The following is a 19749-nucleotide window of genomic DNA, read 5'->3' as shown; positions in this document are numbered from 1 at the left end:
GGCGACGTATCAGCAAACCGATGCGCACGGATAAGGCATACCGACTGTACGGGCTGGTGGTTCTCGAAACTCCAAAACAATTCGGGCCCCAAGCGATCCTAGGGAGCTCGAGTTGACATCTATTGACGAGGATCCGTTCTTCCATCGACGCGAGATCCGGGATCTGATCGTCGAGATTGCCCAACTGCAGCGCATATGCATTTACGGCGGCGCGGGCATCACAATCAACCGCTCAACGCTCAGCTGGGCGACTATGGTCGATACCATACTTGCGCCTAATGTCCGGGACGACAAGCTCAGATATCTAATCATTCGCAAGTTGGGCAATCTCCAAGCTGCGTCGATCGCGGCGCAACTGTTCGAGGACAGCGTCGAGTACGGGCAGACAGGAAATTATGCCCGCGACCGCATGGTGGACATGTTGCGCTACCGTATCTATTCCCGTGGCAGTTGGGTCGATGGGCGATTGGCACAGAACATCGCATACCTGGCGTACTCGATGGTGAGCTATCGCAATGATCGGTCCGTCTGTCTGGTTACACCTAACTACGACGACTATCTTTTCGAGGCGCTCGAAGAAATTCGGCAGAACGACAAAGTCATCGCCCGTCAGCCAGTGGCAAAGCGACCGGTGCCAATCCACCATCCGACGACCTCGGACCCGTTGTCCGACAAGAACTCCACGACGCCTGCAGGGTGGTTGCGGCGGGTCAACTCTAAGTTCTTCTCGCCTGGAAGCCTGAATCTTGTGCATTTGCATGGCCGGATCGCCGCCCATCCGGACGAGTTGGAGCGATATCCGGTCGTCAGTGAAGCCGACTACACCACGACAGCAGACATCACCGAACGGGCGCTGTGCGAACTCCTCAGGCGGTCGTCCGCTCTATTTGTGGGAACGTCGATGATGGATTCACCGCTGGTCAATGCCCTGCGCAGTACGAGATCCCTGGGGTTTCAGCGCTACGCCTTGGTCTGCACCCAGGACAAGCCGGAGCTCAAGGACCGCGAGTACCGCAGGCTAGCCACCAAACGGTTCGATCAACTCGATGTCGTGCCGATCTACCATGACTACTATATTCACTCCGCCCAATTCCTTGAAGAAGTCCGAACTGCAGCGCTGTTGCCCGACCCAAATGAGTACAAGGAGCACGCGGCGAGTATGCGGTACGGGTCCCGTTTGACCAAGTGGTGGTCCGGGTGGGACCTTCGGAACAAAGACGGCATGGAGGGTCACCAACGCGCGTGCCACGAGCTTCTTCGCCTTGGCCTCGACATCGTACGATTGACATTGCGAGCCCCAAGCAGCGAGGCCTTAAAAATCGAAATGTGGATCAGGTGGAAGCCGAACGAGAAGCGAACCATGCAGCTCTGGGCAACATCCACGGGCCCGTGGCTTGACCCATACTCCATGCGGGAGGCTGTGATACCAACCGACGACGAGTACATCTCTGTTATGGCGTTTCGCAATGGACACCCGACTCGATGGCCACCGCCACACTCACCGATCCAGAAAGGGCGCTGGAAATCTTTCTTGTCCATACCTATCTGGTACGACGAGCAGAAGCAGGGAGAAGTCCCAGTCGGAGTGATAACTCTTGCCTCATCGAGGTCCGGTTCCGATGGATCGCTAAGTTCAGACGCAAGTCAGACCAAGCTAAGTGCCTGCATGCCGCGGTTGCGGACCGTTGCGAAAGGTATTATCGAACCGTTGAGAGCCGCCGACGATCATTTCTCGAGGCCAATCGACGAGGCCATCGCCGAACTAAACCATCCATAGATCCAGATCGGCGCGATGAATCAACTGTGATCTGGCTTCTTTGCTTGCTCCTCACGCTCGCGCAACGCGTCTTCAAGCATTCCGCCCTTCTTGAGCACCTCGCGGCGATCCACGCCCTTTATGTACTCGGTGCTCTCGCGAAAGCGAGACGGGCTCATGAAGGTGGTTGAACGATTCCCCTTTTCCGATGTTGCAGGCTTCGTCATCGGATCCCCCTACTGTTGCCATGACGGGTCGTCGTCGGCTCGGCGCTGAGCCACCCAGCTCATCGCCGGCCGGAGCGAGCGGGCGCCCCCCTGGGGCAAATAACTCAAAGTAAGCACACCCATCACACTCCGTCTCTTTTGACGGCCAGCCTCGTGGAGCCATTGAATCGCTTGGGCGGCCTAGGTCCCTGCACCCAGGGCCCGGCGTGTCCAACTGCCGAACCTTTCCAGGCTGTCATGAACCCAGTCGGGCCGCTAGGCATTCTGCGTGTCAGCTTTCACTGAGTCTGGGCCAGGGAACTGTTCCGCGGCGGCACTCCACATCGCGTCGAACCGATCGGTCCAGTAGGTGAACCATCGGCTGGCATCTTGGCGATCGAGCACCATGTGCATCCGATCGTTGATGTTGTCGTCTTTGAACCCCTGCATCTCCAGTACGAGATACCCGTCATGTCGGCGCGGGTTGACGACCAGCAAGCTGAATCCGGGGTTCATCGGCAGAAGTGCGTAGCGGACTCGCTCGGGATACCCGGCCTGCAGACGTCGGAGGGTGCCGACGGAGATACGCAGCGAACTGAGGAAGTCCAGGTTGTCGTCAAGCTGCAACTTGCTCGCCTCAACTGCTTCCACCTGATCGGGGTCCTGCACGATGAAGCGGACCGAGCCGGCCCGTTCGAGGATGTGGCGGCGAATGTCGGCGACGTTGACCAGGATGCTGTTGGCCGTTGGCCCGTAAACCCACAGTTCGTCGACGTTGTGGAGCAAGTCGGAGAACGGAGTGAAGGAGTCGCGATCCAGCAACTCGACGCCGATGGATGCCCGGGTGTCGGTCAGAGTCGTGTGAAAGACAAGAAAGCTGATGCCAACCAGGATGCCGGCGAAGAGCCAGCGGTCATCTCCTACGTCAAGAACGCTGAGCACGATCAGAGCTACTCCGAGCACGAGGGTGGCATACGCCTCGATGTGCCGACCGGAGCGAACGTTTGCACCGATATCTCGGCCGGCCTTGCGCAGCCGTGACAGAACCCCCACCGCTACCTCCACGCCATACGTCTCGCTGTCGCGACAGCGGCGAATTCATTGTGCTGAAGGACTTGACCTCATGGCGGCTTGCGCCGGTGCCGTTGTTGCCTACAGCGTTCAGGTGAGGGTGGCAGATCGAGCCGACCAGGTCCATGCCTCAACGCCCAAGTGCCTCGGGCTAACGGCGGTGGGACGGTTTAGCGGGATTGAGCTGATCGTGAGGCTGGCGATTTGGTCGGAATGAGCTGGTTCTGGGCCATGTGATTGCTTGCAGTGCTGCCGGCTGTGGATCATCCAGCGATTGGCTTGCTCGATCCTCCGAGACCGGGTCAGTACCGGCGCGGGCTGCGAGGGTACGGCGTGGATGCGGCGGGCTGCTCGTTGCCGATCCAGTCGCCGTCGTTGAGGCGGCGGAGGCTGGTCTCGAGGTCGAGGGATAGCCAGCCGGCGAGCTGTGGATGGGTGGGGTGTTGCCACAGGCCGTACGGGCCGCGCAGCGTCTCCAAATAGTCGACCAGGTCGTGGACCCGCCGGTCCTGCAAGGAGACGCCGCAGCGGGAGGCGAGGTCGAGTAGGAAGGCGAGGTCGTGGGTGACGTAGAACGTGACCTGTCCCATCGCCCGCTCCAGCCCGACCAGCCGAGACACCTCCCAACCGAGGGTCGACGCGTCCCGGGTCTCGCGGGCAAGGAGGTGGTCGACGCCGATCCGGGCGGCGTCAGACCGTCGTCGTACGGGATGCATCGCCAAGCAGGCAACGGCGCCGGTCGTCGCCGATCGGCAACCGAGCCCGCGAGCCAACCGCCGGTACTCCTTCTCCGGCGGCGTCGGCCGGCCGGGCTGTCCGAGGTCGGCTTTAGGGCCGGACGGCCAGGACCCGTCCTGGAGACGAACGCCTAGAAGCCATTCGAAGGCACGCTCAGCACGTGGATCAGCCGCGAAGCCGGCCGCAGCGATCCCGCGCAGCGGTACGACGGTCTGCATGGTGACGAACCGAGGACCTTCGGAGCCGGCAGGCGGGATCGACCACGAGCCATCCGCCTGTTGGACATCAAAGATCTTCTCGACCGCAGCCTCCACCGCGGGCCCGCGGTATCCGAGATAGGCCAGCTGGCAAAGCAGGTAGCCCGCAGTGTAGGGCTCGGCTGCTTCCAGCCGCGCGACGAGCGCGTCGATCTCCGCACTCCGATCAATCTCGGTGCGCCACGCGATGACCTCCAAGTCCTCGTCGGTCGCGCCCTCCAATTCGCGGGCGGCCCGCCACCGCAGCGAGGGCGACGGATCTCCGAGCAACAGGGTGCCGATGTTCATCGCAGCACCTCAAGAAGATAGGGCGCGGTGGTGGTGTCGACCAGAGCGTCCGGCACACCCTCGAAGACGATCCGGCCGCCGTTCGGACCTGCGCCCGGACCGAGCTCGATGAGCCAATCACACGCCGCGAGGAACGCCGGATCGTGCTCGACGACGAGCACACTGTTGCCAGCAGCAACGAGCGTTTCGAGCGCGCGGACAAGGACCGCAACGTCGGTGGCTTGGAGGCCGACGGTCGGTTCGTCCAGCACGTACAGGGCGGCTGCCTTGGTCGGGCGAGCGAGCTCCTTGGCCAGCTTGAGCCGCTGCGCTTCGCCACCCGAGAGGCTCCACCCCGGCTGGCGTACGACGAGGTAGCCCAGCCCGAGTTCGACGGCGGCCCCGCCAACCCGGCGTACCGCGTCGAGGTCACCCCACTCGTCGACCAGCTCGGCGATGGTGAGGGTCTCGATGTCGGCGAGACTCCGGCCCCGCTGGAGCAGGGTTGCGATCTCGCGACGGTACCCGGATCCGCCGCAGGCATCGCAGGTCTGGCACACGGACGGCAGGAACGACATGTCCTGCTGCCACATGCCTTTGCCCTTGCAAGCGTCGCAGCGATAGGTCAGATCCTTGAGCGTGATGCCCTGCTCGACGGCTGCCTCACTAAGGGCAAGCTCCTTGCGTACGGCACCAATCAGCCCGAGAAACATCCCCGGTGAAGCGATCTCGGCGCGGGACTGATCAGCCACGATCGTTCGGCCGGGCGCACCGGAAAGGTCGTCGTACTCGCCGGGCCGAACGCGGACCACGCCGCTACCAGGAATGTTCGTCTTCGGCCGGGTCAGACCCAGCGCGATCGTGTCGACGACGAGCGAGGACTTGCCCGACCCGGACACCCCGCAGACGCCGACGAGTACGCCGAGTGGGACGCGGACATCGAGTCCGTCGAGGTTGTTCTCCCGTGCTCCGTTGACCTGCATCCAACCCGTCGGCTCCCGACGATGGTCCCGGTACGTCGGCGGAGTCCGTCCATCCAGAACCGCCCGCGTCACCGACTGCGGGCTGTCCAGACTGACCACGCGACCGCCCGATCGCCCGGGACCGGGGCCGATCTCGATCACGTCGTCGGCCGCGCGAATGACGATCGGGTCGTGCTCGACCGCGATGACGGTGTTGCCAGCGGCCCGCAACTCGGTCAGCGTCCGGGCCAGGGCGGTCACGTCCGACGGATGCAGACCTCGAGAGGGTTCGTCGAGCAGCACCGTCATACCGACCAGTCCATCGCCGAGCACCGACGCCAGTTTGATGCGTTGCGCCTCGCCGGCCGACAGCGTCCACGTGGTCCGGTTCAGGTCGAGGTAGCCCAGCCCGATGGCACGGAGGAAGCCGAGCCGACGCAGCACGGTGGTCCAAGCTTCCGCCGCCTGTCGATCGCCGGGCTCTTCCATCGAAGCGAGGAGATCTTCCAGGTTGGCCAGCGGGGTTGAGAAGAGCTCATCCCTCCCGAGCCCCTCGAAACGGATCGCCAGGTACGGCGTACGCAGCCGCTGGCCACCGCACTCCCGGCACGGAAACACGGTCGAGTTCTCGCCCCCGACGTCGTTGACGGCCCACGCGTTCAGCCCGCGCCAGTGCGCGTCGCCGTACAGCACGGCGTGTTGAGCCTCGTCGCTCAACGCCTTCCAGGGGGTGTGGTCCACGTCGAACCCGTGGCGCTCAGCCAGCGACCGTATCGGCGGCTCCTCGCCGCGAGTCGTGCCGAACCAGGCCAGCGGGCCGCCGAAGACGCCGTCGAAGACGGGCACATCCGGGTCCACGATCAGTTTGGCGAAGTCGAACTCGTGCTCGACTCCGAGGCCCAGGCACTGCGGACAGGTCGACACCGGCGACCCCATCAGATGTCGCGGCTCGATCGGCACCGCGCCGGTACCGCAGTCGCCGCAGACCCACGCTACTTCCGGCTTCGGCGAAGTACGGCGTACTGCATCGTTGCCGCAGGCAAGACAGGGCCGAACGCCTGCTCGGGCGAGGATCACGGCGATCAGGCGGTCGAGATCGGTGGACCGACCAACGGTCACCCGGTCGGCATCCCAGAGGTAGAATCCCGGCCCTCGTGCGCCGAACTCCCGGCCCGATGGGTCGATGCTGATCGTCGGACCTAACCCGGTCAGCGAGTCGACCGGAGCCTCCGGTCCCTCGCGGACCGACTGGCGCTCGTACACCGACAGGCACTCCAGCAGCCGCCTGGTCGCCTCGGACTCGACGACGTCGTGGACCAACGACGACTTGCCGGAACCCGATACGCCTGTGACGACGGTGAACCGGCCCTTGGCGAAGTCGACGTCGACACCCTGCAGGTTGTGCGCGCGGGCGCCGCGAACACGGACGGCATCACTGGATCGCCGGTTGGTGCGCGGCTTCGCCCGCGGCCTTGTGCGGGGCCGCTTCTCGGCAAGCGGCGGCCCGCAGTGCTGCAGACGTCCGCCATCAGGGCCACCGCCCGGGCCTAGGTCGATCTGCCAATCGGCGGCGGCGATCACGTCCGGCTGATGCTCGACGACGACCACCGTGCAGCCGTTGTCTGTCAGCCGATCGAGTACTGCGAGCAGCCGGTCGAGGTCACCTGGGTGCAAACCTGTCGTGGGCTCATCGAGCAGTACGAGATCACCGCTGCGCGCCTTGGCCACCTCGCGGGCCAGCCGAACACGTTGGGCCTCGCCACCGGAAAGGCTCGGAGATGGTTGCCCAAGGCTCAGATATCCCAATCCGACCTCCTGCAAGGATTGCAGGATGCGGATCACCGGCGGGTGATCGACGAACACAGTGCTGGCCTCGTCAACGCTCAGCGCCATTACCTCGGCGATCGACCGACCCGCCCAGGTCGCTTCGAGCACCTCGGGCCGGAACCGCTCGCCGTCGCAGGCCTCGCACGGAACCCAGATCGGCGCCAGATAACTCATGCCGATGGCAACCGATCCCATCCCCTCGCAGTCCGGGCACGCACCCTCGGTCCGGTTGAAGGTGAAGTCCGATGCGGGGCGTCCGGTCTCGCTCGCGAAGACGTCACGGATCCGGTCGAGCACCTTGGTGTACGTCGCCGGATTCGAGCGAGGGTTGTTGCCCAAGGGCGCCTGATCCACCGCCCTCGCCCGCATCACTGGTGCGTCGAACGTCGTGCATCCGACGGGCTCGCGTTCGCGCAAAGACGCCAGCAGTACTTCGTGGCTGAGAGTGGTCTTGCCTGCACCTGACGGCCCGGTGATGACCGTCAGCGATCCAAGCGGGACCTCGCAGTCGACGCTACGGAGGTTGCGCAGGCTCGCCCCGGTGACGCGGATCCGGTCGTCGGACAGCGGGCGCCGCGGTCGATCCCGACGTACGCCGGTAGAGAAGCTGATGCCCGACGCCGTGTTGGCCTTCCAGAGATCTGCCGGCGGGCCTTGAAACACCAGCCGTCCCCCGCCGTCTCCACCGCCGGGGCCGATCTCCACGACGTCGTCGGCCATCGCGACGGCCAGCGGGTCGTGTTCGACCATCAGCACGGGGCCGGGCAGCGCCACGATTGCGTCTAGCAGGCGGCTGAGATCGCTGTGGTGCAAGCCGATTGTCGGCTCGTCGAGCACGTGCAGCAGGTCTTCTAGACGCCCCGAGAGTACGACTGCGAGCCTCGTACGTTGCGCCTCACCGCGCGACAGCGTCGGCATCGATCTGTCGAGGGCGAGGTAGCCAAGGCCGAGCTCTTGCAGAGGACGCAGTCTGCGCAGCAACTCGTCTTGGATGCGTCGCGACGCGGGTGGGAGCCGCTGAACGAATTCGAGGACCTCGGTCACCGATCGACCGATCAGCTCCTGGAACGTGGTGCCGGCGATGCGGTGCGACGAGGTGTCGTTGTCACCGCGAAACGCTGACGGTGCGAGTGGCCGGACCCAGGCGCCGCATTGCGGGCAGATCGGCGCTCGCAGTACCGGCGTACCGCCGAGCAGGACCTCGGGTCTGCCCAACGCGTCAGCCCGCTCCAGAGTCGACCGAACCTCGGCAGCCGACTGGTCGGACCGAAGAGTCGCTACGCGTACGACGATGTCGTGAGGCAGCGCCGGGTCGAGGTGGAGTGCTTTCGACCACGGACGGCCGTCGACGGTGAACTGGCCTCGCATACCTGCGAGCAGACGTGCGTGACTTCCCACCAGCCCTCGCACGATCGCGACATCGACGTCGAGCGTGTCGTTGCTAGCGAGCAGGTCGAGCGCGGTGGTGAGGCGCTCCTCGGCGGGCAGCGCCCGTACCGGTACGTGGCAGCGGGGGCATTCGACCTCGGCAAACCGTGAGTACAGGATCCGTAGGAACGGGTGCAGCCCGACCGAGGTGGCCACAGTCGAGGCCGGGTTGCGGTTGAGGACGTTCTGGGCAACTGCGACCGCCGGGCCTAGACCGTCAATACGCCGTACCTGCGCAGCAGGAACCCGCTTTGCGTTTCCGCCAAGCGCCAACGACTCGACGAACCGCCGACGCGCCTCGGCATAAACCACATCAAACGCCAACGACGACTTCCCCGACCCCGAAACCCCAACAACAGCCGTCAGCCCCGGCCCGAACGCCACATCCACACCACGAAGATTGTGCTCCCCCGCACCCCACACCTCGAGAACCCGCTCACTCCCGAGCTCACCATCTCCCGCGATACGGCGATCCACCCCGCCATCCTCGCAGCCCCCCGTACCACCGGAACACGACTCTGCTCCCCTTGCTCTCCTGCCGCTGCCGAGTACTTGGGCCGATCACCCGCCCAGATGGCCCATCGAAACCGGGTCCGAATGGCCTAGCGATCGTGGGCCGCTGCTGCCTACGGTCGAGTTGAACCATCATCGACCACTGCAAAGGATCGTCATGCGTGCCATCACTGTCCGGGACCGCGAGGCCGACGACTACGGACTGTCCCTGACCGAGCTGCCCCACCCCCGCGCCGCCGAGAACGACGTCATCGTCGAGGTCCACGCCGCCGGCTTCCTCCGCACCGAGCCGGACTGGCCCAGTACCTGGACCGACCGCGCCGGCCGCGCCCGCACGCCAAGTGTCCTCGGCCACGAAGTGTCCGGCGTAGTCGTCGAACTCGGCTACGGCACCACCGGTCTCACGATCGGCCAGCGGGTCTTCGGGCTGACCGACTGGGCCCGCAACGGTTCGCTCGCCGAGTACGCCGCCGTGGAGGCACGCAACCTGGCTCCGCTCCCCGCCGACATCGACCACGTGACCGCAGCTGCCGCGGTGATGCCCGGTCTGACGGCGTGGCAAGCGCTGTTCGACCACGCTCACCTACAAGCAGGCCAAACCGTCCTCATCCACGGCGCCGGCGGCTCCGTCGGCTCAGTCGCCGTACAACTCGCCCGCGAGACCGGAGCCCACATCATCGGCACCGGCCGGGCCGCCGACCGCGACCTGGCCACCACCCTGGGCACCCACGAGTTCCTAGACCTGGAGAACGACCGCCTAGAAGACGCCGGCGAGGTCGACGTGGTCTTCGACGTAATCGGCGGCGAAATCCGCGACCGCTCCACCACCCTCCTACGCCCCGGCGGCACCCTAGTAACAGTCGCCGACCCCCCAACCAACCAACCTCCCGGCGCCACCGCAATCTTCTTCGTAGTAGAACCCAGCCGCACCCAGACGTCTCAGCTAGCCACCCGCCTACGCGAAGGCAAACTCACACCCCTCATCACAACCATCGGCGACCTGAGTGCGGTCCCAACCACTTTCGCAGAGCACACCCGAGGCAGAACCATCATCAAGCTGAAATAGCGGGCGCCATTACCCGCCTGATCGGGCTCGTGGGACTCGTAGGGATCACGCAGGTTGGTCGGACTCAGCGTGCGGCTGCCAAGATCTGATGTGCGCACGCTTCCGCGCCTTGGACGGTCGTGTCCACCCAGAGGTCATAGGTCATCCCCTCGTGCACGCGCTCCTCAGACCACCGAGCGAGCCCCGCACGGCCCTTTCGCGCACCCTCTCGACGCTCGAGTTCCTCGAGATCGCAGCGAACCCCCACCGAGACAACGTCGATCCCCGCGAGAGTCGCGAACCAGTGATCCCGCACCTCGGGTCCCAGCATCACCTCGTCGACGATGACAGGGTTCCCCGCTCGCACAAACTCACGCACAGCCCGATGAAACCCCTCGAGCATGCGCAGCCCGACCGCCCCGTACGAGATCCCAGACACAGGCCTGCCGCCCTCGTCCGGCAGGTCGACGTACCGGAACCCCTCCGCCCGATGAACCCCCATCGAACCACCAGCCCACTGAGCCGGAACCATCGCAAAGCACGTGTCCAACCCCATCAACAAATACGGCCCATCCAAAGAGTCCTGCAGCGCTCTCCCCAGAGTCGTCTTACCAGAAGACGAGGCCCCATTAAGAAAGATGACCGAAGGAACAGAGGTTCGCGTCACCACACGATTATGACGCGCAGTCCGGGCAGGCGTCTCGCCGTAGCTTCGACAATTGCCGGTTCGGGTACTGAAACGAAAGTGCCCCCACGAACGATGAGCCAGCCATGGAACGCCATGCACGAAGCGCCGGACGTCGGCGTAGTGCACCAACTCGTACCAAGCCTGCGGTTCAGAACGCACTGAGGGCGAGCGCACAACTGCGGCACATGTTTCGCCCGCAGTCCGTCCGTCGCCCGAATGTTGCACAGGACCTGGCCGGGACGCTCTGGTGACCGTTGCCAGATCCTGGTCGCGGATCGTTGACTGGCTTGCCGCCAACCACCCGACTACGGCTGCGCTCGTCAACCCGCCCGCGACGGCTGTCGACATCCGCTACCTCCAGGCCGCGATCAATCGTCCGCTCCCGGCTGACTTGGTCGAACTGCTCGAGCTCGCCAACGGCACGGAGCACCGGGCGGTCCGGGGATCGCTCATCCCGACGCTCTACAACCTTGTCCCGGTGATGGACATGCTGTCGATCAGGCAGATGCTGCAAGAGATCGAGCGTCGCATCGTCGGTTCCGGCCCCCGGCGAGGAGATAGCGAACCGGCTGGGAGCCCGACAACGGACTGGCTTGATACCTTCCTGCCGATCGCCGACGCGGCTGACGCCGGTCTCCTGTACGTCGACTTGCGCGATGGCGACCAGTTCGGGTGCGTTTGGGAGTGGTACGCCGAGGGAGGCGGAGCGTCGGCGCCGTGGTGGGCCAGCGTCGGCGAGATGATCGACGACGTCGCGAGTGCGCTCACCGAAGGACGTCCCGCCCTCCAAGCCTACGCAAACGGGGCCGTGTGGCCGGCCCAGCGGCATTCCCCACAATTGGCAGAGGTGGACGAGGGGTACCTGCGATGGTCCGCGACCTAGAGCCCGTTCCAGGCCGCTGAAGGAGGCGCCTGGTCACCGCCGACCATCGACGGCGCGGCCCGGCCGGCACCGCCTTCTGACCCGGTGGTTGTGCGGCGGTCGACTACTACCTCGCCGGACAGCTCATGCGCCAGGGGCAGACCGCCCAGGATCACACAACATCGCAAGGCTGCCTCAAGCTCGACGACAGCGAGAACGAAGGTCGGCAATGACTTCTTTCTCCCGCGCGGTGATGTCGCCGTCTACGGTGGCGACCCGGTCGGCGACGTCGAGGAGCTCGGTCAGGTCTCCGGACTCGGCGTCCAGACGTTTCCACACATCGCCGGGGTCGATGTCGATGACGTTGGCGAGCTGCTCGTCGACCACTTGATGCTGATCGCGCACGACTCTCACCAGGTGCTTCATCAGCAGCGTCTCGTCGTCGCTGATCTTGTCCGCTGTGATGACGAGCCACGCGACCCACAGCATCAGCTGCGGGTACCGGCTCGAGCTACTCAGCCTCTCGGCCAGCTCGATCACCCGGGCTTCGTTACGGAAGATGGCTTGCGCGTGCAGACCCGCGACCAGTGTCGTGTAACGGTTCAGCACGACGGAGAGTGGGATTCCGACCAGGGGAATGCCGATCTTGATGGCATTTCGTTGCAACAGGTACTTCCCGACGACAGGAAGCGCTTTCGCCGTGGCAAGGACGTTCTTGGCGTAGAACTGCTTGATCAACGGGCGAACGACGAACGGGACAGATTTGGTGACGCCCTCCCGCGCGACTTCCCCAGCCTTGATCGTGAAAGCTACGCGAATGAGCTTCCACATGTCGTCGGGGTCGTCCAGATCCAGCGGGATCCGATAGAGCACGGAGATGTCATAGGCCAGGCGCAGCTGAAGCTGGGTGATGTAGGCGAGGTCGACCATGAACGTCACAGCGGCGACAGGCAGGGTCAGCGGCGACGCCCCGCCGACGCTGCCGATGGTGGCGGCGACGGCTGCCGAATATGCCCCGGCGGAGAGCCCGCCTTCGAGCGCGGCGTACCGCGATGCCATCGTGATCCGTTGTTTGACGATGCCGTCCGCGGGCACACCCTTGTACTTCTCCTGGAAGTACTGCCAGTCGACCTTGTTGGAGTAGGAGCTCAAAGCATGGGCGACAAGCCTCGAGAACCAGTCGCCTGACTTGACGTCGTCGACGTTCAGCTCCTTGACGAACTCCCGCAGCTCGTCCCGGTCCCGCTCAACGGCCGCTCGCGCGGCATCGTCGTCGGAGTCGCCCACGCCAATCGGAGTTTCGGTCATAGCTGGTTCCCCCCAGCGATCCACCGGATAGCCAGCTCGCCGGGGTTCGGTCGACCCCCCGCTGGCGTCTCAATACGGTAGAGCAGCAATCAGAACACGAGTCGACGGATGTCGAGCCGAGCCGCCATGTTAGGCCGATTCGTACGACTTAGCTCCACCTCACCCGTATGAGGCGACTCAAGGCGCTCCATCCACCGTCGGCAGTCGATGGGAGCTAAACGCCCGGCCGAGCCGAAGATCGGCCAACCCGAGAACGATGCGAGGCGTCGCACAACGGCGAGCGATCGTCGACTCTCCGGAAGCCGTAGGCACACCACCAACCCGGTGGCCGGGCACCCCGGCGCTCTGCGGCGGACTCAGCCAATTAGCTCAGTAAAAGCTGACCTGGAGGTCCGGTCCCAGTGCACCGATACGCGCCTGACCAGCGGTTTGGTAGGCCCGTGGGACTCGAACCCACAACCCGCGGACTCTGACAAGAATGCACTCATCGTTTGTCATCAATTGGCGAAACCGCCCGTGACCTGCGGATTCACACCGCCGGACGTCGTATCCGTGACCGTACACAGTCATTGCCTTCTGTCGATTGAGCTGAGTAAAGGCGGGACCTCTACTCCGGCTCGGCGGGAGTAGCGCAGCCGCGGCAACCGGAGGTTTGCCGTGGCCGAGCGCGGTCAGGTAGGAGCCGGGCCACATCACCTAACGGCGCGCAGGAGGTGGCTCGTCAGCAAGCGGACGTCGTTGGGCGTGTTCTGGATGCCATTCCATCGCCGGGTTTGGTCCGGTCCGAAGTCCCATGTTCCGGACGTCCATGCGCAGTGCTCGCGAAGTTCCGCAACCTTCGATTCGAGCTTGAGACCCGACAGTTTGCGCGTCGGAACGCCATCCGTGAGGGCGTCCATGACATAGCCCATGGCCTGGATGCCCGCACCGTGGGTGAGTCTCGACTTCGTGGGAGGGAGCTCCCAAGCATCCGGAAAAGTCACCTGAACGATGGTCCAGAAGTAGTTCAGGTGCAGCACTATCTGGTCGATGTCGCCTGTGCCGTCCTCGGGATTCCTGTACTGGTAGAGGGCACCGTCGTAGAGGCTGTTTTCGACCATCTTGAGAACGCTGTTGTCCTTGATGTAGCCGTTCGCCATGGTCGGGGTTGCGATTCGTGCTGCGAACGGCTCGCCGGCAGCTCGATCGCCGAAGTTCAATCTCGCGAGGACCTGCGCCGGCAACTGCTTTCGGGCGTACGCCGTCGGGAGTTGGCCCTTTGTGTCAGGCAAGAGTTCATGGATCAGCCCCTTCGGGAGCGGCTTGGTGTTGTTGACCAAGATGAACTGTGATCGCTGTTCGGCTTCTCCGCGCGCAATGAAACCGACGGCAGCAACCGGAAACTCGGCCAAATCCGCATCTCTGATCGCCGCGCTTCGTTGCTGGCCGTCGACGAGCCAAGCTGGCTTGGCTTCCTCCGGAAGCGACTCGTCAACCGGGATCACGAGTTGACCAACTGCCACGTAGTCCACCGGACTCTTCGAGCGGATCGGCTCGAAGGTAACGCGGTCGTCGAAGGCGAGCACAATCGCGTTCGGCAGCATCGCCCCGTCTGCTTCAAGATAGCGCCGGATCGCGCGGATATGACTCAAGACCTCAGGGCGCTGATATCCGCGCAGGTCGATGTCATCGCGGTGGACTCTGCTGACAGTCGTGAAGTCGTGGATCCGCTTGCCATCGACCCCGAACGTGTAGATGAACTCTTCTCCCTGGCGGATCCGCAACGCGGGAAGCCGAATCTCGTACCGATCAGCCATCAGCATCTCCTCGTGTGGCCTTCAACGCACTCATCTGCTGCGCGAGCACTGACATGTTGTGAAAGCCCCGGCGCTTGTTGCGCTCGGTGCCGCGAAAGATCGCAATCTCGACTCCATGCTGCTGGCAGAGATTGCATGGACACCGAGTCCAAGGCGCTGCTTCCAACGTCTCCTCGTAGGCAGTCAGGTACGACTTCTTTGTTTGACACACTGACTCGTACGCCCCGAGCGCATCCAGGCACCCTACTCGAGTGGCCGTCGATCCGTCATATGACCGCAACGCGGTCAGAGCCTCGCGTTCTGCGCTCATGGCGTCCCTCTGGCTGACCGATCCAGCGAGTATCGCGCGTTTGAGCGTTGGGTTTCCGTCGACCTGAGGCACCCTGATGGCGACATACGCGCGGTCTTTAGTGTGGTAGTTGTTTCGATCATCCATGAATGCTTGCCGGAAGGCTGAGGTGCTGTCGAAACTGGTGACTCCCAGAGCAGCGAACTTGTCCATCGAGTCGACGCGCGTAATCCCGAGCAAGTGAAGTTCTGTCTCCGGCTTGAGTACGTCGAAAATCTGCGTGAGGCATTCCAAGATCTGGGCGGTCTTGAGCGGGACCATCCCACCCAGCGCAATCCGCTCGTATCCCATGTCCTGGAGGGCATGCACGCTGTCTGCAAAACTGGCAGGACTCCAACCCTGTGCGGCGCCGACTGGTCGCACGCTAGTGCGCCGTTCGCGAGTTGCATTGATGAATTGCTCCGCGAGGCGGAGGGTCAACCGTCGCCGCTCTGCCCACTGAGGTTCTACTTCAGACTCGCCTGCGTCGGGTTCATATCCGAAGATTATGTGATCGGTGCTGATGCCTGCATCGAACCCGCACTCGTCGTAGAAGTCGAGTGTTTGCTCAGCCGTGACCGGTGGCACTTCCTCATCTACGTAGTTGAAGGCCCCGTTGTCGCCCAGCGTTTCAACGGTGTCCGGCAGACGAAAGAAGCGCCGGACCCCCATCCTGTAGATGCGTGCACGCTGTGCTGCCGAGTACTTGCCCGCGCCCTTGATGGAACCATCGACGATGGACTTACTGACCAAGACCCCGTGATACGGCGCCGACTCGAGCACTTCATGCGCGTACCGGTCATCCCGTTGCCGGACGCGATGCGCGACGTACTCGTCTCGCATGAAGTCGTAAGTCGGGCTCACGAGGTCCTGGCTGTCGGGAAAGTAGAACTTCACCGTGGTCCCGTCCGCTCAGCTAGGTAGATCCGGACGAGATGGTTGGACAGCGCACTGATGTGGCGAGGCGTGTTCTGAAGTTCGTCCCAAGCCAAGCCCAGATCCTCCCACGTTCCGCTAGTCCACCGACACCTTGACGCAATGAGTCGGAGTTCATCGGTCGCGCGCTGCGTAGCCTGCGGATCATCGTCGCGCACGTGAGTCATCACGCGGTCCATCAGTCGTCCCATGGCGCGGATTCCGACGCCATGCATGAGTCGACTCTGCGTCGCGGGCTTGTTCCAGGCCGACGGGAACGTCTCGCGTACGGCGGTCCAGTAGGACAGTAGGAGACGTCGGATGCCCTGAGTGTCAGTAGTTCCTGTGGCGATGTTTCGATAGGGGAACAGCACTCCCGACGGCGACTCGAGCGACTCGCGAATTGCTTCGACGAGGCTGGTATCGGTCACGTAAGTGGACTTTTTGTCGTCGGAGGTGGTTGACGCACGTCGAATGATGCCTTGAAACGGCGACTCGCGATCCTGATTGAGCATGTCCACAAGGGCCGAGGGCAGTTGTCGCGTCGCCATGCGCGCGGATGGTACGCGCGCAATCTCCGGAAGAAGCTCCGTAACGAGACCTATCGGCAGCGGTTGGACCGTGTTGACCCGAAGGAACTGCTCACGCTGAAGTTCGAGGCTTGGAGTGACGAATCCAGCGACGGGTACCGGCATTCGGCGATTCTTTGTCCGAGCGAGAGCCAGGCTGCGTTGTTGGCCGTCAACGATCCACGCCGGCCTCGGCCCGTCGGCGTCCGACGCGATCGGGATCTCCAGGGTTCCGGAGATCGCGAGCCCGTCGCTGGTCGACGGACCGCGGCTGGACTTGAACTTGACCTCAGGCGGCAACGCAAGGATGAGTCCGTTCGGGAACAACGGATGCGCGGAGTCTAGATAGTCCTGGATCTGCTTGACGTGCTTCCGCTTCTCGGGCCGCTGGTAGCCGATCAACTTGCCCGCTTCGTCGCGGCCGATCCGTGCGACGTCTGCAACCAGATCCACCTCTTCAGCGGCGAGCGTGAAGAGGTACAGCGGCGTGTCGTCACTCTGCAAGACCTTGAGCGCGCGCCGTTCCAGCCATTGCGGTTCGGTCATCGCTTCACAACCTCCGAAAAGAGCGTTGCGAACCTACGTTGCTCGCAGGCCATCCCCGAGTTCCTCAGCGTCCCGAGGGCGCGCGTCTTTGAGACACCTGGTTCAAGTTTGGCCAGGTTCGCTATGAACTCACGCACAGCGTCGTCAGAAAGCGGCTTTCGATCGTATCGCTCCGCGTGTCGCTCGCGGCGGGACCACTCCTCCCACGCCAGGCGCGTTCGCTCGCCTGCGAGCGCCTGGCCCTCCGCGATTTCTAGCCAACGAGTGGCCATACGAACGTTGAGACTCATGACCGTGCCGCCAAGCGCGCGTCGCAGCCCACGATCAGCGGGGACGCGTACCTCATCGGGCACGTTAGATGAGCCACCGAAGACGACTGCAACGGCCCCAGGCTCAATCAACGTCAGCGTATGTGCGAGGACTCGCGAATACGCCTCCGACAACACCCAGATCGATGGATGGAGGGCCTCTGGCGTGGCGGTGTGGGGAAGTCCGGACCACCACGTCCGCGCCTCGTCGACTGAGGGGGCAACAGAGTCTGCATGGCCGACGCTAAAAGTAGCGGCGTACGGCGGGGAGAGTTCGTCAATGCGACGGAGTCCAACGCCAGCAGAGGCGACAAACACATCCGGGGCGTAGCCGGTGGAACGGGCAGTCGCTACGAGCCGCTTCACCTGCGTCCATGACTCTCCAGAGTAGAGGTCGGTCAGGCGCATGGTCCCTTGCTCTCGGCTCAGCCGCCTGCGCCACTCCCGGACCCTGGCCTGCACCGTCCCCTGAGGAAGGGTTCGGGCCGTGAGGGCAGGCTGCGCCGCGGTTACCTTGCGATCGGTGCAGGTGACTACGATCGTCAGTTTCTGTCGCGACATGACCCCTCAGTAAGAAAACTGTCGTCCAGTTGCAGGTACTGTAGGTTGCAGTTAATCCTAGTGTGTATCTGCCAGAACGTACACGATTGAGAGGTGGGCTGATGAGCCAGAAGGCAGTGGTCCTGCTCAGCGGGGGCCTTGACTCGACCACAGTCCTCGCCATGGCGAAAGACCAAGGTTACGAACCCTATGCCCTGAGCTTCCGATACGGTCAGCGGCACGTGGTCGAACTCGAAGCGGCTCGCCGCGTTGCTCTCGCTGCTGGGGTGCAGCGGCACGTCGTGTGCGACATCGATCTGAGAGTATTCGGCGGGTCCGCGCTGACGGCCGAGCTCGATGTGCCAAAGCACGACGCGACAGACGAGCTGGCAGACGACGAGATCCCGATCACCTACGTGCCTGCGCGCAACACAGTGTTCCTGTCGTTCGCGCTCGCGTACGCGGAAGTGGTCGGCTCGACCGACATCTTCATCGGTGTCAGCGCTCTTGACTACTCGGGCTACCCCGATTGCCGTCCTGAGTACATCGCGGCATATGAGCAGATGGCCAACCTCGCGACCCGGGCCGGCGTTGAAGGACAACGCCTCAGGATTCATACTCCCCTGATCGAGCTAACCAAGGCGCAAACCGTCGAGGTTGGCACCCGCCTGGGCGTTGACTACTCACTTACATCATCCTGCTACGACCCCGACGCCGACGGCCGCCCGTGCGGGCACTGCGACTCATGTCTGCTGCGTTTGAAGGGCTTCGCGGAGGCAGGCATGGAGGATCCGCTCAGTTACCAGGAGTCCGGCGCGTGACCTACAAGGTCAAGGAGATCTTCTACACCCTTCAAGGCGAGGGCACTCACGCTGGGCGACCAGCAGTGTTCTGCCGATTCAGTTCCTGCAACCTATGGACTGGACTCGAGAAGGACCGAGATCGTGCGATCTGCAAGTTCTGCGACACGGACTTCGTAGGCACCGACGGCGAAGGCGGCGGAAAGTTCCGGGATGCCGACAGCTTGGCCGAGGCCATCTCTTCAAAGTGGCCATCAGTCTCCGGCGGGCGGCCGATGGTCGTCTTCACCGGCGGCGAGCCACTACTGCAACTCGATGACGTCGCCGTCGATGCCCTCAAGACTCGCGGGTTCTACGTTGCCGTCGAGACCAACGGAACCATCAGCCCGCCGAATGGGATCGACTGGTTGTGCGTGAGCCCGAAGATCGGCTCTCAACTGGTGGTCCACAGGGGCCAGGAACTGAAGTTCGTCATACCTCAGGCCGGCGTCGACCCGATCTCGTTCGAGCACCTCGACTTCACCAGCTTTCGAGTCCAGCCGATGGACGGACCTGACCTCGCGGTGAACACCGAACTCGCGGTCAAGTTCTGCATGGAGAACCCCCGCTGGCAACTCAGCCTACAGACCCACAAGTACCTAGGAATCCCGTGACCTACACAGCTGAGATCTATCGCGAGTTCACCTTCGAGGCCGCACACCTGCTACCGAATGTGCCGACGGGTCACAAGTGCGGACGGCTGCACGGCCACTCCTACCGGGTCGAGGTGCACCTCGTCGGATCGGTCGGTGACGATACCGGCTGGGTGCAGGACTTCGGGGATCTCAAGGCGGCTTTCAAGCCGCTGGAAGCCCAACTCGACCATAACTTCCTCAACGAGGTCGAGGGACTGAAGAATCCGACCAGCGAAGTACTCGCCAAGTGGATCTGGGACCGCCTCGTGACCGAGTTGCCGAACCTCAGCGAGATCCGGGTCCGTGAGACCTGCACCTCTGGATGCGTGTACCGGGGAGCCTGAG

16 protein-coding genes are annotated in these 19749 nt (G+C 63.6%); 6 read left to right on the top strand and 10 right to left on the bottom strand.

Going from position 1 to position 19749, the window contains the following annotated elements:
- Positions 1 to 112: 112 nt before the first annotated feature.
- A complete protein-coding gene (locus EV650_RS27625; RefSeq protein ID WP_134121892.1) occupies positions 113 to 1777 on the top strand; it encodes an SIR2 family protein in 1665 nt (554 codons plus the stop codon).
- 20 nt (positions 1778 to 1797) lie between these two features.
- Here the strand turns inward: EV650_RS27625 and EV650_RS27620 are convergent, their stop codons facing one another.
- The 4 genes from EV650_RS27620 to EV650_RS27605 all read right to left on the bottom strand — a co-directional run bounded on the left by EV650_RS27620 (position 1798) and on the right by EV650_RS27605 (position 8989).
- Positions 1798 to 1983, bottom strand: a complete 186-nt coding sequence (locus EV650_RS27620) for a hypothetical protein (protein ID WP_134121891.1) — start codon at positions 1981 to 1983, stop codon at positions 1798 to 1800.
- A gap of 255 nt (positions 1984 to 2238) precedes the next feature.
- A complete protein-coding gene (locus tag EV650_RS27615; RefSeq protein WP_134121890.1) occupies positions 2239 to 3027 on the bottom strand; it encodes a hypothetical protein in 789 nt (262 codons plus the stop codon).
- A 308-nt stretch (positions 3028 to 3335) separates the two neighbouring features.
- The gene (locus EV650_RS27610; protein ID WP_134121889.1) at positions 3336 to 4316 is read right to left on the bottom strand and encodes a hypothetical protein; all 981 of its coding nucleotides are present in this window, start codon (positions 4314 to 4316) and stop codon (positions 3336 to 3338) included.
- Positions 4313 to 8989, bottom strand: a complete 4677-nt coding sequence (locus EV650_RS27605; RefSeq protein ID WP_134121888.1) for an excinuclease ABC subunit UvrA — start codon at positions 8987 to 8989, stop codon at positions 4313 to 4315. Before EV650_RS27605 ends, EV650_RS27610 begins: the two co-directional genes overlap by 4 nt.
- Before the next feature lie 193 nt (positions 8990 to 9182).
- Between EV650_RS27605 and EV650_RS27600 the strand changes: the two genes are divergently transcribed.
- A complete protein-coding gene (locus EV650_RS27600; protein ID WP_134121887.1) occupies positions 9183 to 10091 on the top strand; it encodes an NADP-dependent oxidoreductase in 909 nt (302 codons plus the stop codon).
- Between the two features lie 64 nt (positions 10092 to 10155).
- Here EV650_RS27600 and EV650_RS41165 read toward each other — a convergent pair whose 3' ends face one another.
- The gene (locus EV650_RS41165; RefSeq protein ID WP_134121886.1) at positions 10156 to 11106 is read right to left on the bottom strand and encodes a chloramphenicol phosphotransferase CPT family protein; all 951 of its coding nucleotides are present in this window, start codon (positions 11104 to 11106) and stop codon (positions 10156 to 10158) included.
- Here EV650_RS41165 and EV650_RS27590 point away from each other — a divergent pair.
- The gene (locus EV650_RS27590) at positions 11006 to 11641 is read left to right on the top strand and encodes an SMI1/KNR4 family protein (protein ID WP_166678293.1); all 636 of its coding nucleotides are present in this window, start codon (positions 11006 to 11008) and stop codon (positions 11639 to 11641) included. The genes EV650_RS41165 and EV650_RS27590 overlap by 101 nt on opposite strands.
- A 174-nt stretch (positions 11642 to 11815) precedes the next feature.
- Here EV650_RS27590 and EV650_RS27585 read toward each other — a convergent pair whose 3' ends face one another.
- From EV650_RS27585 to EV650_RS27565, 5 genes are all read right to left on the bottom strand, one after another.
- A complete protein-coding gene (locus EV650_RS27585; RefSeq protein WP_134121884.1) occupies positions 11816 to 12928 on the bottom strand; it encodes a hypothetical protein in 1113 nt (370 codons plus the stop codon).
- Between the two features lie 692 nt (positions 12929 to 13620).
- A complete protein-coding gene (dbpB, locus tag EV650_RS27580; protein ID WP_134121883.1) occupies positions 13621 to 14724 on the bottom strand; it encodes a DGQHR domain-containing protein DpdB in 1104 nt (367 codons plus the stop codon).
- Positions 14717 to 15949 (bottom strand): tRNA-guanine transglycosylase DpdA, encoded by a 1233-nt coding sequence (dpdA, locus tag EV650_RS27575; protein WP_134121882.1) that lies wholly within the window; start codon positions 15947 to 15949, stop codon positions 14717 to 14719. The genes dbpB (EV650_RS27580) and dpdA overlap by 8 nt, the downstream gene beginning before the upstream one ends.
- Positions 15946 to 17082 carry a DGQHR domain-containing protein DpdB gene (gene dbpB, locus EV650_RS27570; protein WP_134121881.1) on the bottom strand — a complete coding sequence of 379 codons (1137 nt, stop codon included), beginning with the start codon at positions 17080 to 17082 and terminating at the stop codon, positions 15946 to 15948. The genes dpdA and dbpB (EV650_RS27570) overlap by 4 nt, the downstream gene beginning before the upstream one ends.
- The gene (locus EV650_RS27565; RefSeq protein ID WP_134121880.1) at positions 17079 to 17798 is read right to left on the bottom strand and encodes a hypothetical protein; all 720 of its coding nucleotides are present in this window, start codon (positions 17796 to 17798) and stop codon (positions 17079 to 17081) included. The genes dbpB (EV650_RS27570) and EV650_RS27565 overlap by 4 nt, the downstream gene beginning before the upstream one ends.
- Before the next feature lie 254 nt (positions 17799 to 18052).
- On the opposite strand from EV650_RS27565, the gene queC reads away from it, so the two are divergent.
- From queC to queD, 3 genes are read left to right on the top strand one after another with little or no spacing between them, the layout of a single operon-like run.
- The gene (gene queC, locus EV650_RS27560) at positions 18053 to 18751 is read left to right on the top strand and encodes a 7-cyano-7-deazaguanine synthase QueC (RefSeq protein WP_134121879.1); all 699 of its coding nucleotides are present in this window, start codon (positions 18053 to 18055) and stop codon (positions 18749 to 18751) included.
- Complete coding sequence (queE, locus tag EV650_RS27555; RefSeq protein ID WP_134122716.1) at positions 18748 to 19383, top strand: 7-carboxy-7-deazaguanine synthase; 636 nt, start codon at positions 18748 to 18750, stop codon at positions 19381 to 19383. Before queC ends, queE begins: the two co-directional genes overlap by 4 nt.
- The gene (gene queD, locus EV650_RS27550) at positions 19380 to 19748 is read left to right on the top strand and encodes a 6-carboxytetrahydropterin synthase QueD (protein ID WP_134121878.1); all 369 of its coding nucleotides are present in this window, start codon (positions 19380 to 19382) and stop codon (positions 19746 to 19748) included. Before queE ends, queD begins: the two co-directional genes overlap by 4 nt.
- Position 19749: the final 1 nt, after the last annotated feature.

Source organism: Kribbella kalugense (assembly GCF_004365875.1).
In the GTDB taxonomy this organism is placed as follows: domain Bacteria; phylum Actinomycetota; class Actinomycetes; order Propionibacteriales; family Kribbellaceae; genus Kribbella; species Kribbella kalugense.
The sequence above is the reverse complement of the archived record's forward strand: the minus strand, read 5'-3'. Positions and strand labels throughout refer to the sequence as shown.